Below are 14,174 nucleotides of genomic sequence, written 5' to 3' on the forward strand. Positions count from 1 at the left end.
ATATCTGGTATTAAATGATGATTTCTGCATTTAAAGGGACAATAAAATCATATTCCATCACCAAGGTCCGTGTCTCCACGGGCCTTTTTGCGTGGTGGCATGCGGCGTTGTCAACTTTCCAGCGAATGGGTTATTAAAAGTTGACAACGCTATCGCCCTGCAACTGTTGATAGCAGCAAAGCCCTTACTAAATTAAACCTGACTGTACGGAAATATTTTTTGTGGCGCCACTCAGCAGGTACCACTACCATTGACAAAAAGATTGGAGGAAAGGCAGGGCTGCCGAAAAGCCTTGCAGACTATTGCTTTCCTATCTATATAAAAGGCACAAAGAATTATAGAGTTGACAACTCTTAGTATTAAGCGGTCTTTGTCGTCTGCTCGTTAATGTCCTGCAAACTCAATTTGGTCAGTGATTTCGTTTTTAACCAGGTAATCCCTGCAATTGCAATTGTCATACTGCCTCCAAAAACGACTGCTGGCACCAAGGTTAAAAGCCTCGCCGATAATCCCGATTCAAACTCTCCTATTTCATTCGACGAGCCGATAAACATACTATTTACCGCGGAAACCCTTCCGCGCATATCATCAGGTGTAAGTAACTGCATAATGGTTTGACGGATAATTACGCTCACGCTATCGAATGATCCTTCAAGGAATAAGAAAAACAGGGTTAAATAGAAGTTTTTAGATAAACCATAACAGATGATGCTTAAACCAAAACCAGTTACAGCAATCAGCAGGTTACGCCATGGTTTTCCCATCGGCGAAAAACGGGTCATGGCCAACATCGTAATTACCGCTCCTAAGGAAGCTGCTCCGCGCATCATGCCTAAGCCATAAGACCCCAGGTGAAAAACATCTTTCGCAAACATCGGCAATAGTGCTACTGCTCCACCAAAAAACACAGAAAAAAGATCTAAACTCATGGCCCAAACCATCATCTTGGTTTTAAACACAAACTGGATACCTTCCTTTAAACTGTGGAATATATTTTCTTTCGGAACGTAAGTAGACGGATGTTTTTTAAGTGTAAAAATACAGATCAAGGAAATAGAAACCAATACCACAATAAAAGTATAGGCTGCTGTAATTCCCCAAAGCCAGTTCACAAAACCACCAGCCACAGGACCGATAATTGTTGCCAATTGCCAGCTACTGCTGTTCCATGTACTCGAATTTGGATACAGTTCTTTGGGTACAATTTTCGCCATTAATGAGAAAGTTGCTGGTCCAAAAAAGCCCCGGGCAATGCCGATACAGAAAACCAGGCCGTACATAATGAGTACAATAAGGTCTTCTTTAAGGTGAAGATATTTGCTTGTAATAATGAGCATTAAAACAGATGCTAACCAAACCCCCGAAAAAATCTTGATCAGTAAACTACGTTTTTCGCTTTTATCGGCAATGTAACCTCCGTATAAAGCAATTCCGATAGCAGGAATGGCTTCGCATAAGCCCACCAAACCCAATTTTAGCGGATCGTGTGTTAAATCGTATATGTGATAACCAATAACAACAGCCTGCATTTGGTAGGCCAGTGTAAAAAAGAATCGCATGCCAAGGAAGGATCTGAATTCCTTGTACCGCAACGCTGCGAAGGGATCTTGTTTTACAATAACGGGGTTGGGGTCTGAATCTGCCACAGAAAAAAGTTTATTTGCAAAACTAAGCTTTGAAAATTAAATATTGGAATGGATAAACGTTTAAGATGAGTTCTTTTTCCATTAAAAAGTAAAAATGACCAATCCTTATTCTACAAAAAACCCGATGAATCATATGATCCACCGGGTTATCTAGCATGGTTAGTTTAGTAACCAGGATTTTGTTCGAGTAAATTATTTTTGTTTACTTCATCGCGGCTAAATGGCCTGAAATAAAGTTTATTATCCCAGCTTCTGTTCTCTTGCGCATTTTCTTCAACCGGACTATAAGTATAATCGTATACGGTTGGATCGTAATGATAAGGGGCCGACATGGTTTTGCCAGCTTTAAATTTACCAGTAACCTTGATATAAGTAACTTTTCTACCCAGTGTTTCATTTGCGATTAACCACCTGCGGGTATCATGATAACGCTGCTCTTCGTAAGCCATTTCTATACGGCGTTCGTGGCGGTAAACTTCTCTAAGTCCGGCCTGGTCTGTTGCGGTTACAGCTGGCATACCTGCCCTGAAACGGATTTTGTTTAACCAGGTTGTAGCATTACCCAGTTCTCCTAACTCTATACTCGCTTCAATATAATTAAATACGGCTTCGGTGTACCTAAAGAAAGGCCATGGCACGTTTTGCGACATAGAAGCATCTATAATGGTTGGATCCGGATCGATAAATTTATGGTAATAATATCCCGTCCAGCTACCATTCCAGTTTTCGATCGAACTTCCACGGGTATCCAAACCTTTAAAATCGATTCTGCCACTATTGTCCATTAAATCATAAATACCGGTCTGGATCTGGCTCGCAGGATCAACATTGCCTGAAGCTTTATCGCGTGGTTTCCAACCTGCACCATCATATAAAACGGTGGCATAAAAACGCGGGTCTCTGCTTTGATAAGGGTTTGCCTTTTGTGCAGCGTTTGCCCAGCTAAATTTAGACCCATCCTGCATTTCATAGTCATCTACCAATAAACCGATAGGCGTGTTACCCGCCCAGTTATGATAACCATTTGGCCCATTTTGCTGTGCATGTTTAATGTTGCTCTGAATAATAAAATAACGGGCAAAAATTAATTCTGATGCGGCTGTTGCATCTATACCAGAGGCTTTACTTGCCCCCCCCATTGCGATACTTTTATAGTTTAACTGACCATTGGCAACAGAAGCCGGAGCAGCAAGATCTAATTTGTAACCTGTACCCAAATCCATAACAGCTTCAGCAGCAGTTTGTGCCAACCGATAACGGTCTGGCTGGCTGCCACTGGCATAACTTAAAAAATCTAACTTTTGCGCAGCAATACCTGTAATTTTCGAAGTAAGTTTGGCCCTGTCATGCAGGTCGCTTGCAGCATAAATTAATACTCTCGATTTAAGTGCCAATGCTGCTAATGCAGTGGTACGTCCTTTATCAAGCGTTTTGCCTGTTAGCAATCTATTGGCTTCGTCGCAATCTTTAACGATGAAATTTACGCATTCCTCATAAGTATTACGTTTGATTTTAAAATCATCAGTTAACGCGTATGTTTTGGTAATAATAGGTACAGCACCATAATAACGTAATAATTGCTGATAGAAATAAGCACGTAAGAAATATGCCTCGCCTAATAACTGATCTTTTAACGACTGGCTGCTCAGGCCATTATCGCCACCTACAATTCTTTCAACAGTAGTGTTGCAGGCCCTTATACGGTTATACATTTGTTTGTAAGCCCAGGTATCATCTATCCACCCCAGGGTAGAAGGATTAATGGTTCCATTATTGATCAGATCGATACCACGGGTTGGGTGGGTAAACATGGCTTCGTCTGAAACTGAAGCCAGCATCTGTTCCGAAAACCCGCCATTTCCCAATCCATTGTAAATATCGTTTACAAAGGCCTGTGCAAGTGCAGGGTCTTTCCATACCAATTCCGAAGATATTTTATCAGGCGGATTTACATCCATAAAATCTTTCTTACAGGAAACTGCAAGAAAAGTAATCGAAACTAATATATAGAGCTTTATATTTTTATTTATTGCTTTCATATTCTTGATTGTAATTGATAAATAGCTATACATTTAAAACGCGGCTTTAATACCAAAATTAATTACCCTGGCCTGTGGGTAATACTGACCACTTGAATTGGTTGATTCGGGATCCCAAATTTTGATTTTATCAAGGGTAGCCAGGTTCAATCCGTTTGCATAAACCCTAACATTGTTCAAGCCAACTTTTTCGACTAAAGTAGTCGGTAATGTATATCCTAATTCTACGTTTTTAAGTCTGATATAGTTATTGCTCCGTAACCAATAAGTATTGTTTAGTGCATTATTGCTATCGGTGTAATAAGTAGCTCCACGGTTTGATAAACGCGGATTTACCGAACTTGGGTTATCGATACTCCAGCGGTTTAGGTATGACCATTCTAAGAAATTACCGATATCGCCCGATTCAGTTAAACCAACAATCTGCATACCACCGGTTGCGCCCTGAATCAATACAGATAAATCGAACCCCTTATATTGTAGATTTAAGTTAAAACCTCCGGTAAAGGTCGGGGTGCCGTTTTTATCCAGACGGATTTTATCATCGGCGTTGATTTTGCCATCACCGTTAATGTCCTTAAACTTCATATCACCAGGGCGTAAATTGCTGGTAAGTGCGCTGTAATTAAGCGTATTGGCATTAACTTCTGCCTGATCTTTAAAAACACCATCATAATCGTACACTAACCAGGAATTGGTTACCCGACCGGTTGAGCGCTGCCACTCCGGAGCACCAGGGGTTTCATCCCAAAAAACAATTTTATTTTTTGCATACCCACCGTTTACACTCACACCATAATTTAAATCACCAACCCTGTCGTTATAGCTTAATTTAAACTCGAAACCTTTATTGTTTACCTTCCCTAAGTTAACTGGCGGTAAGCGGTCTACTATACCCGAACTTTCAGGCACCGAACTTCCTCTGCTGATCAGGATGTTTGTTCTCTTGTTATAAAAATAATCTAACTCAAGTGATAGTCTGTTTTTTAGAAAGGATGCATCTAAACCTATGTTCATATTGTTGGCTACTTCCCATCCGAAATCTAAATTAGGAACCTTACCTTCAGTTAACGATTTAGTGATCAAATCATTAAAAACATAAGTACCAAAATTCATTAAACTCAGGTACTGATATTCTTGCAGCGCATCTCCGAAATAGGCTTCAGCACCCATTTGACCATACGATGCCCTTAATTTTAAATTGTCAACGAACTTAACATTGTCTTTGAAGAACTGTTCTTCTGATAAGCGCCAACCTACTGATACACCTGGGAAGAAACCAAAACGTCTGGCTGTTGGGAAAATGTATGAACCATCTACCCGCCATAAAAATTCGGCAAGGTATTTTTCTTTATAGTTATAGCCTGCTCTTCCAAAATAGCTTAAGCGGGCCCTGTTAAACAAATTGTTAGGATCGCCCGGATTATTTCCTAAAGATTGCTCTTTCTCATCTCCAGCTAACAACTGCTCAATCGCTGAGGAAAGAAAATATCTCCTAAAAGCAGTAAAACCATCGTTGGTTACTTTTTCACGGGTAACACCAGCCATTAAACCAATGGTATGATCGCCGATTTTTTTATCGTAATTAATCATTCCGGTTAAGTTGATAGCCAATTGTCCACCAGCCGTCTCCCTAAGCCTTGGATCGGTATATTGCGACCTTACTGTTCCTGTTAATACTGGTGTTACGCCATCAGCCTGAAAAGTTTTCTTGTCCCAATCATAAAGTGTCCAGGGTAATTGCCAGTTTTTCTGTCTGCCTGAATATTTATCTATCGCAGCAGTTCCGGTTACTTTTAATCCTTCAACACCAGGAATTTTGATTTCTACTTTACCCGTGGTTTGAAAGTAATCTCTGATATCTTTATTGTACCCGGTTAAATCTGTAGTAGATACCACCGGGTTATAACCATATTCAATATCCCTTCCCGGCTGACCATTTGGCCAAATTGCAATTTCAGTAGGTCTTCCCCTCATTAAAAACCTGAAAATATCACCAGCTCCAACGGTTGGAAAATTACGATCTTCTTCTCTTGCAGTTACTCCTAAAGTTGTGGTGATGTATTTACTCAATTTTGCTTCGAGGTTAAAACGCATATCATATTGCTTATATCCTGTGGCAGAATTTTTATAATAGCCATCCTGATCCAGGTAGCCTAGAGAAACCAGGTATTTTACGTTTTCGCTACCCCCGTTAATCTGAACATTATGCCTTTGCTGAGGCGACCAATTTTGGAAAGTGGTTTTAAACCAGTCTGTATTAGGATATCGTAAAGGATCTGACCCATCGCCGAATTTTCTAATTTCATCTGGCTTATAGGCCGCATTAATCGTTTTTCCACTTGTTGAAAGATAAGAACCGGTTGTCTTAAAGTTGTTCCAGGCGGCCGACCATTCGTTTGGATTAAGATCTGAACCAAAGATATTCAGCTCATTCAAAATCTCTGCATATTGTACCGAATTGGCCATTTTAGGTATCCGCGTGGGTTGTTGCAAACCGTAGCTAAAATCGTAAGAAAATTGTGGCTTACCAGATTTACCTAATTTAGTGGTAATCAAAATTACCCCGTTGGCTGCCTGCGAACCATAAATAGCCGCAGAAGCATCCTTTAAAACCGATACACTTTCAATATCGTTAGGATTTAACCTTTCGATACCGCCCGCACGGTTAGGAATTCCATCAATTACAATTAAGGCATTGTTGTTTCCAAGTGAATTTGTACCACGGATCCTGATGGTAGACCCATCGTAACCCGGTTCTCCACTGCTCTGTAATGCCGTTACACCTGGTAAACGACCTGCTAAAGAGTTGGTTAAGTTTACGGATGAAGATTTAGCCAGTTCTGTACCTTTAACTGAAGCAACAGCACCTGATACAACGGCTTTCTTCTGGGTACCATAACCCACTACCACAACTTCCGAAAGGTTTTGATTAGTTTCCGTCAAGCGGACATTAATACTTGTTTGATTTTTTACCTGTATCTCCTGATCTACATAACCCACGTAGGTAAACACCAGAGTTGCATCTTCAGGTACTTTGATGCTAAAATTTCCAGAGCCATCGGTTACCGTAGTTGTGGTACCGCCCTTTAATTTAACACTGACGCCTGGTATCGGCCCTTTGGCATCTGTAACCTTTCCCTTTACGATAATATCCTGGAGGGGAGGTTTGTAAAAATCAAAGGGTTCTTTTTTGTGCAGTAATTTGCTAGGCGTTGTGCTGGCAGATGATGAAAAAACGAGACAACTACCACAAACAAGAAACATGCTACTTTTGGCAAAAGTCCTCAATAGATTTTTTTTCATAGTTTTCAATTTATTTTGGTTAGATATTGATTGTAATACTATTTAATACTCATGAGTAAGCATAAGCCCTCATCACTTGCATTATTAAAATCTGATCTATTGAAATAATTATCTACATCCTGCTACCCTCAAGAAATTATTCATTTCTTACAGATTAAGACAATAAATCATTGTTAACCATCATGAACCCTCTTATCTGATAAACAAACTATGTTAGGACTAAAAATTACTGAGTGTACATACCCAGTTTAATAAATGTCATCTCAACAGTTTATATTTGGTTAGACGCAATATAGGAATATTAGGAATTTAAAAAAAAATATAAAATAATAATTTTTGAGCCCTAAGCAGCTCAAAAAAACATTCGCATATCACATACAGTAGTACAAATAATACGTCCGTAAATTTTATTGTCAAATTGAAACAAACCCGGAACGGGTTATTGGATTAACTGATTTTATCAAAAGAAATTCCTCTTTCTAACTTTTTCAGGTAGGCTTTTAAGACCGCATTTTCGGGTTTTTCTAACTGAGGGTCTTCTGAGAAGAGTTCGATAACCGTATTGCGAGCCTCTGATAAAATGATCTGATCTTTTGCCAGATCGGCAAGTTTCAGATCCAAAACTCCGCTTTGTTGCGTGCCTGTAATATCACCAGGGCCCCGAAGCTGAAGATCAATTTCAGATATTTCAAAACCGTTATTGGTTCTCACCATGGTTTCCAGACGGATTTTACCTTCTTTACTCAGTTTGTTACCACTCATTAGAATACAAAAAGATTGTTCGGCTCCACGGCCAACCCTGCCACGCAGCTGGTGAAGCTGCGACAGTCCGAACCGTTCCGAATTCTCAATCACCATTACAGAAGCATTTGGGACATTTACCCCTACTTCAATTACAGTTGTAGCCACCATTATCTGGCTCTTGCCATCAATAAATTGCTGCATTTCGAACTGCTTGTCGGCATTTGGCATCTGTCCGTGTACTATGCTCATCTGGTAATCCGGCCGCGGAAACTGGTAACTCAATTGCTCAATCCCCGCTTCGAGATGTAAAAGATCAAGCTTTTCGCTTTCTTTGATCAATGGATAAACAATATACACCTGCCTGCCCTTGGCAATCTCCTGTTTCATAAAACCGAACATCCTCAGGCGTTGACCTTCGAAAAGGTGTTTGGTTTCTATCGGTTTTCTTCCGGCAGGGAGTTCATCAATGATAGAAACATCCAGATCTCCATATAAAGTCATCGCCAGGGTACGTGGAATCGGTGTAGCAGTCATTACCAGAATATGTGGCGGAATGACGTTCTTCCGCCAAAGTTTTGCACGCTGTTCTACCCCAAAACGATGCTGCTCATCAATTACCACCAAACCAAGGTTCTTGAACTGAACCTTATCTTCAATTAAGGCATGGGTACCTATTAAGATATCAATTTCGCCACTTTCCAATTGTTCGTGTAAAATGGTACGATCTTTCTTTTTAGTATTACCAGTTAAAATGGCCACCTTAACCAAATCATCAGTGATCAGTTCAGTGATTGAAGCATAATGCTGGCGTGCCAGAATTTCGGTCGGAGCCATCATACAAGCCTGATAGCCGTTGTCGTTTGCCAAAAGCATACTCATGAGTGCTACGGCAGTTTTACCGCTCCCTACGTCGCCCTGCACAAGCCGGTTCATCTGCACCCCACGCTGGGTATCAATCCTGATTTCTTTAACTACCCGTTTCTGGGCATTGGTTAATTCGAAAGGTAAAAACTCTTTATAAAAACGGTTTACTTTTTCGCCAACTTTTTCAAAGGTTACTCCCTTAAATTTTAACTGACGTAAGTGTTTGTTGTGTAATAACTGTAGCTGAATAAAGAATAACTCTTCAAATTTTAGCCGTCTTTCTGCAGCGTTTAAATCCTTTTGATTTTTTGGGAAATGAATATTCAACAATGCCACTCTTTTATCCGGCAGTTGATACTTATCAATGATATATTGAGGCAAATTTTCAGGAACCTGTGGAATAACCTGATCCAATAAACCTGCTATTAAACGCTGTAATCCTTTAGAATCGAGGTTAAACTTTTTAAGCTTTTCTGTTGAATTATAAACTGGCTGAAGCGTAAGATTTCCCCTGCCTACTTGTTTACGCTGATATAACTCCATTTCGGGATGAGAAATACTAAACGTTCCGTTAAAGATGCTTGGTTTTCCAAAAGCTACATAGGCAGTACCAACTGTAATGTTATCATCAACCCATTTTAGGCTTTGGAACCATACCAGTTCCATGACGCCCGTTTCATCCTTAAAAACAGCAACAATACGCTTTGCTCTTTTATCACCGATCACCTTTTTACTGATTACACGACCGATAATCTGAATATACTGCGAATCAGGATTGATTTGATTGATCTTAAAATATTTTGTACGATCGATATACCTAAAAGGGTAATGCGCAAGCAGATCCTGATAAGTAAACAGGCCGAGATCTTTTTTTAAAACATCGGCACGACTTGGGCCAACGCCTTTTAAAAACTCAACAGGTGTATCTAATACCGAATTAAACAAAATATTTATCGTTTCTTGTAAATAACAATTTCATCAACTGTGCATTAAAAATAACGATCGGCAGCAGTAAAAGCAAATAGGCGAATGGTTGATAAGGTTTATCCTTCTTTAATATAGAAAACACCATTGTTTATGCTGCAAAAAGAAACAGGCACTGTTCCCTAGATAATCTAAGAAATAATGCCTGCTATAAATTATTTACCCTTTTTTATTACCAAAATTATCCTACAATGGCAATTACAGAGATTTCTACATTAACATTTTTAGGTAATACTGAAACCTGAACAGTTTCGCGGGCAGGAAAATCAGTTGTAAAATACTGACCGTAAATTTCATTTACCTGCGCAAAAGTTCCCATATCACTTAAAAAGATAGTCGATTTAACCACATGATCGAAAGTTAAGCCAGCTTCTAATAAAACGGCTTTAAGGTTACGCATTACCTGATGCGTTTCCTCCTCGATATTCCCAATATTTAATTCTCCATTTTCAGGATTGATAGCTACCTGACCTGATACGAATAAAAAGTTTCCAGCCTGTACAGCCTGGCTATATGGTCCAATTGGAGCTGGAGCATTAGTAGTATTAATAATTTGTTTCATACGATTGATGGTTATTTGGCAAGCCACTGAATAAGCTTGTAGATGATACCTGCCAGAAAAATAGTAATGGCCAGCGCATTTATAAAATGCATAATCCTGAGATTGATATTATTTGGCCTGTTGGGATCTTTTTTCCTAAAGAAGTACATAATACAAACTTAGTTAAAAAGCTTTACACCAAAAATTAAAAGGCATAAAAAAAGTCCCGATTTTCATCGGGACTTTTTTAAATCTTATATTGAAATACTAGTTTCTAGCAGTTTCAACACGACGGTTTTGGATACGACCTTCTTCAGTATCGTTAGAAGCAATTGGATTAGCTTCGCCATTACCTTTAGTAGCAACTTGACTAGCGTTAACGCCAGAGTTTACTAAGTAAGTTTTAACAGAGTTAGCTCTGTCTTTAGATAATTTCAAGTTATATGCAGCAGTACCTTCGCTTGAAGCGTAACCGTTTACAGTTACTTTACCACCGTTTTCACGTAACACTGAAGATAATTTATCTAAAGTAGGGTAAGACTCAGTTTTTAAAACTGAAGAGTTGAAATCAAAAGCGATTTTTTCGAAACCAGTTGCAGTGCTAGTAGCAGCAGTAGGCTCTGGTGCTTTTGGAAGAGGACATCCTGAACCATCAACAGCAGTACCAGCAGGAGTACCTGGGCATTTATCGAATTGATCAGCAACACCGTCACCGTCAGTATCTTTTTTCAAATCTTCAACAGATTTCTCAACAGCAGAAACACGGTTTTTCAATGCTTCAACTTCTTGACGTAAAGTTGGATCTTTTAACTCATCGTACATAGTAGCTAATGGGTTAGTCCACTCTAAACTTGGTTTAGCAGAAGAACCTAAAGAGAATTCTAAACCAGCATAACCGTAAGAGAATTTATCTTTAGTTTGACCTTTTGCATAAACTCCGTCTAAGTTATCAGCATCAACAAAGTTCATAGTGTAACCTAAGTTAAAGTTAACACGCTCAGAAACTTTGAATTTAACACCAGCACCAACTGGAATGTAGAAACCTTTTACGTAATCTTTAGCATCATGTTTGTCATCAGCAGGACCAACAGCACTACCTTTCCAGTCAATAACAGTTCCATTACCTAAAGTAACTTTTGGAGCATAAGCCATATAACCAGCACCAGCAGTTAAGAAGAAACCTACTGAGTTCTCACGACGTAAGAAATCGATAGAACCTAAGTTAACAACACCACGTAAATCTACAGCATATTGTAATTGAGTTTCGAATTCTCTTGTAGCAGGATTAGTGATACCTTCGTTAGTACCAGAAAGTTTACCACGTGTTCCGTTTAATTCTAAACCAAAAGAGTGACCTAATTGTTTACGGATGTTTAAACCGTAACCTAAGTTAGCATCCCATTTGTTGAAGTCGTTAGTACCACCGATAGCAACAACTGGCATTAAAACACCACCGTGTACACCGATAGACCAAGTTCTGTACTGTCCTCTACCGCCAAATACCTTGACAGCAGAAGAGGTTGCAGGAGCATCCTGAGCGACAGCAAGAGAAGCAACTCCTGTTAATGCCACTAAAGAAAGCGCAACACTTTTCTTTAAAGTAGAATAATTCATAATCTTTTTTCTTTTTTAAGGGTTAAACAATTTAATTGATTAATTTTTTAGTAATCGCAAAATTAAACAAAATTTTAAATTTTCAAACTTTTATACAAACTCCGTTCCAAACTTCACAGTAAATAATCATTTTATTACATTTGGCCATTTCCATATAAAAATACCATTTTCATGAAATATCCTACTATCGATTCGTCATTATTTACGCTGAATAGAAAAAATTTCACTAAACAACTAAAAAACAACTCATTAGCTATCTTCAATTCAAGTGATGAATTTCCTAGAAGTGGCGATCAAAGCTTTGTTTTTAAGCAAAATCCTGATTTATTTTATTTATCAGGAATTGATCAGGAACAAACAATATTGCTCCTATATCCTGATTGTCCTAATCCTTTGTACAGAGAAGTCCTGTTTTTAAGACAGACAAACGATTATATCAAGGTTTGGGAGGGCTATAAGTATACCAAGGAACAGGCAAAGGCAGCTTCGGGTATTGAGACCATATATTGGCTGGAAGATTTTGACAACATATTACATAGCATTGTTAACTATGCCGAGCATATTTACCTAAACACAAATGAAAACGACAGGTATGCGCACGAGGTTCCTTATCGTGATGTCCGTTTCATTGAGAAAATGAGAGTAAAATATCCCTTACATCATTACGAGCGTTCTGCTCCGATTATGCGCGGTTTACGCGCCGTTAAATCAGATATCGAAATTGAATTGACAAAACAAGCCTGTTCAATAACTAGGGATGCCTTTATAAGGGTGTTAAAATTTACCAAACCCGGCGTAAAGGAATATGAGATTGAAGCAGAGATCATTCACGAATTTATCCGTCAAGGCGGCACGGGCCATGCCTATACGCCAATTATTGCTTCCGGCCACAATGCCAACATTCTCCACTACAATGATAATAACCAGCAGTGTAAGGAAGGGGATGTGATCCTGTTCGATTTCGGTGCGGAATATGCCAATTACAATGCCGACATGAGTCGCTCAATACCTGTAAGTGGCCGCTTTACTAAAAGGCAAAAAGAAGTGTATAACGCTGTTTTACATGTAATGAAACAATCTGTTAAGTTAATTGGCGAAGGAACAGTGTGGAATAATTACCACGAACAGGTTGGGGAAATTATGACCGAACAACTGGTTAACCTTGGTTTGATTTCTTTAGAAGATGTGAAAAAACAAAGTCCTGCTTACCCGGCTTATAAAAAATATTTCATGCATGGTACTTCTCATCATTTGGGTATCGATGTACACGATTTTGCCGGGAGATACACTCCATTTGCAGTTGGCAACATTTTAACTGTTGAACCAGGTATTTACATCCCGGAAGAAGGTTTGGGCATACGTTTAGAAAACAATATCCTCATTACTACAAATGGAAATGTAGATTTAATGGCCGATATTCCGTTAGAGGCAGAAGAAATTGAGGAAATTATGAATAGTTAGTTCCAATTGGCAATTTTCAGTTATTAGTTATCGGTTAACCGATTTAAACAATTAACCGATTAACCAACAGCTAACCATTATCAAACTCTTCTGCAAAGCGATAAATATTAAAATTATCATTTTTTAAGGCTGCCTGAATTTTTTCTCGCAGCCTTTTTTTATCTATACCCTGCATCTTTTTATGCTGAATAAGTTTCCAGGCTTTTTCGGCAAAAAGGAATGTTTTACGATTATTATCGGTTTTTTGGGGTTTAGCAATCCAGGCGCACAATTCATCGATGCCCGAGTTTTTATCAGCAATGGTTTTTAAAATCGGAATGGCCTTTACCCCTTGATGAACAATTTTCTTTAAATTATTGGCAAAAGCATCGGCTCCTTCCCTATCCGCTTTATTGATTACAAAACAATCTGCAATCTCCATTAGTCCCGATTTGATGTTTTGAACCTCATCGCCCGATTCAGGAACCAGCACAACAATTGCTTTATCGGCCAAGCCAGCAATTTCAACCTCCGATTGGCCAACACCTACGGTTTCAACGATAATCAGGTCAAAATTGGCTGCTTTTAAAACATCAACCATTTCGATGGTTTTTGCAGAAATGCCACCCAATGCGCCCCGGGTAGCTAAAGATCGGATATATACATTGGGGTTATTAAACTGATTGGCCATACGGATCCGGTCGCCGAGCAAAGAGCCAAAATTAAATGGTGAAGTTGGATCGATAGCTAAAATAGCAATACGCTTCCCTTCAGCAACAAAATGATTGGTTATTGCATTTACCAAGGTACTTTTACCGGCACCTGGAGGCCCTGTAATACCCAGAACAGGGATATTGACCTTACTATCTAAATCTCTTAAAATCGAATCAGCTGGTTTTATACTATTTTCAACAAGCGTTAATGTTCTTGCCAAAACTTTATAATTGCCTGCTTTTACTTCGCTTAAAATGGATAGATGCGTATTCATCAATAAAA

At 39.0% G+C, this 14,174-nt stretch carries 9 protein-coding genes; 1 reads left to right on the top strand and 8 read right to left on the bottom strand.

Features of this window, described 5'->3' with window-relative positions:
• Positions 1 to 359: 359 nt before the first annotated feature.
• The 7 genes from U859_RS0110690 to U859_RS0110725 all read right to left on the bottom strand — a co-directional run bounded on the left by U859_RS0110690 (position 360) and on the right by U859_RS0110725 (position 11,738).
• Positions 360 to 1,646 (bottom strand): MFS transporter, encoded by a 1,287-nt coding sequence (locus tag U859_RS0110690; protein WP_025143365.1) that lies wholly within the window; start codon positions 1,644 to 1,646, stop codon positions 360 to 362.
• 164 nt (positions 1,647 to 1,810) lie between these two features.
• Positions 1,811 to 3,685 (bottom strand): RagB/SusD family nutrient uptake outer membrane protein, encoded by a 1,875-nt coding sequence (locus U859_RS0110695; RefSeq protein WP_025143366.1) that lies wholly within the window; start codon positions 3,683 to 3,685, stop codon positions 1,811 to 1,813.
• A gap of 33 nt (positions 3,686 to 3,718) precedes the next feature.
• On the bottom strand, positions 3,719 to 6,991 hold the full coding sequence (locus U859_RS0110700; RefSeq protein WP_084153053.1) for a SusC/RagA family TonB-linked outer membrane protein: 3,273 nt from the start codon (positions 6,989 to 6,991) through the stop codon (positions 3,719 to 3,721).
• 447 nt (positions 6,992 to 7,438) lie between these two features.
• A complete protein-coding gene (gene recG, locus U859_RS0110705; RefSeq protein WP_025143368.1) occupies positions 7,439 to 9,544 on the bottom strand; it encodes an ATP-dependent DNA helicase RecG in 2,106 nt (701 codons plus the stop codon).
• 220 nt (positions 9,545 to 9,764) lie between these two features.
• Positions 9,765 to 10,145 (bottom strand): RidA family protein, encoded by a 381-nt coding sequence (locus tag U859_RS0110715; protein ID WP_025143369.1) that lies wholly within the window; start codon positions 10,143 to 10,145, stop codon positions 9,765 to 9,767.
• An 11-nt stretch (positions 10,146 to 10,156) separates the two neighbouring features.
• A complete protein-coding gene (locus U859_RS32580) occupies positions 10,157 to 10,294 on the bottom strand; it encodes a DUF6728 family protein (protein WP_316931566.1) in 138 nt (45 codons plus the stop codon).
• 97 nt (positions 10,295 to 10,391) lie between these two features.
• On the bottom strand, positions 10,392 to 11,738 hold the full coding sequence (locus U859_RS0110725) for an OmpA family protein (RefSeq protein ID WP_025143370.1): 1,347 nt from the start codon (positions 11,736 to 11,738) through the stop codon (positions 10,392 to 10,394).
• A gap of 171 nt (positions 11,739 to 11,909) precedes the next feature.
• Between U859_RS0110725 and U859_RS0110730 the strand changes: the two genes are divergently transcribed.
• The gene (locus tag U859_RS0110730) at positions 11,910 to 13,199 is read left to right on the top strand and encodes an aminopeptidase P family protein (RefSeq protein ID WP_025143371.1); all 1,290 of its coding nucleotides are present in this window, start codon (positions 11,910 to 11,912) and stop codon (positions 13,197 to 13,199) included.
• 70 nt (positions 13,200 to 13,269) lie between these two features.
• On the opposite strand, the gene meaB is transcribed toward U859_RS0110730, so the two are convergent.
• Positions 13,270 to 14,166 (bottom strand): methylmalonyl Co-A mutase-associated GTPase MeaB, encoded by an 897-nt coding sequence (gene meaB, locus U859_RS0110735; protein WP_025143372.1) that lies wholly within the window; start codon positions 14,164 to 14,166, stop codon positions 13,270 to 13,272.
• Between the last annotated feature and the right edge of the window lie 8 nt (positions 14,167 to 14,174).

Source organism: Pedobacter jeongneungensis (genome assembly GCF_000633455.1).
GTDB classification, from domain to species: domain Bacteria; phylum Bacteroidota; class Bacteroidia; order Sphingobacteriales; family Sphingobacteriaceae; genus Pedobacter; species Pedobacter jeongneungensis_A.

Excerpts from the sequence above, each read along its gene's own strand:
- meaB (WP_025143372.1), bottom strand. The coding sequence starts at position 14,166 with ATGAATACGCATCTATCCATTTTAAGCGAAGTAAAAGCAGGCAATTAT.
- U859_RS0110725 (WP_025143370.1), bottom strand. The coding sequence starts at position 11,738 with ATGAATTATTCTACTTTAAAGAAAAGTGTTGCGCTTTCTTTAGTGGCA.
- U859_RS0110700 (WP_084153053.1), bottom strand. The coding sequence starts at position 6,991 with ATGAAAAAAAATCTATTGAGGACTTTTGCCAAAAGTAGCATGTTTCTT.
- U859_RS0110695 (WP_025143366.1), bottom strand. The coding sequence starts at position 3,685 with ATGAAAGCAATAAATAAAAATATAAAGCTCTATATATTAGTTTCGATT.
- U859_RS0110730 (WP_025143371.1), top strand. The coding sequence starts at position 11,910 with ATGAAATATCCTACTATCGATTCGTCATTATTTACGCTGAATAGAAAA.
- U859_RS32580 (WP_316931566.1), bottom strand. The coding sequence starts at position 10,294 with ATGTACTTCTTTAGGAAAAAAGATCCCAACAGGCCAAATAATATCAAT.
- U859_RS0110715 (WP_025143369.1), bottom strand. The coding sequence starts at position 10,145 with ATGAAACAAATTATTAATACTACTAATGCTCCAGCTCCAATTGGACCA.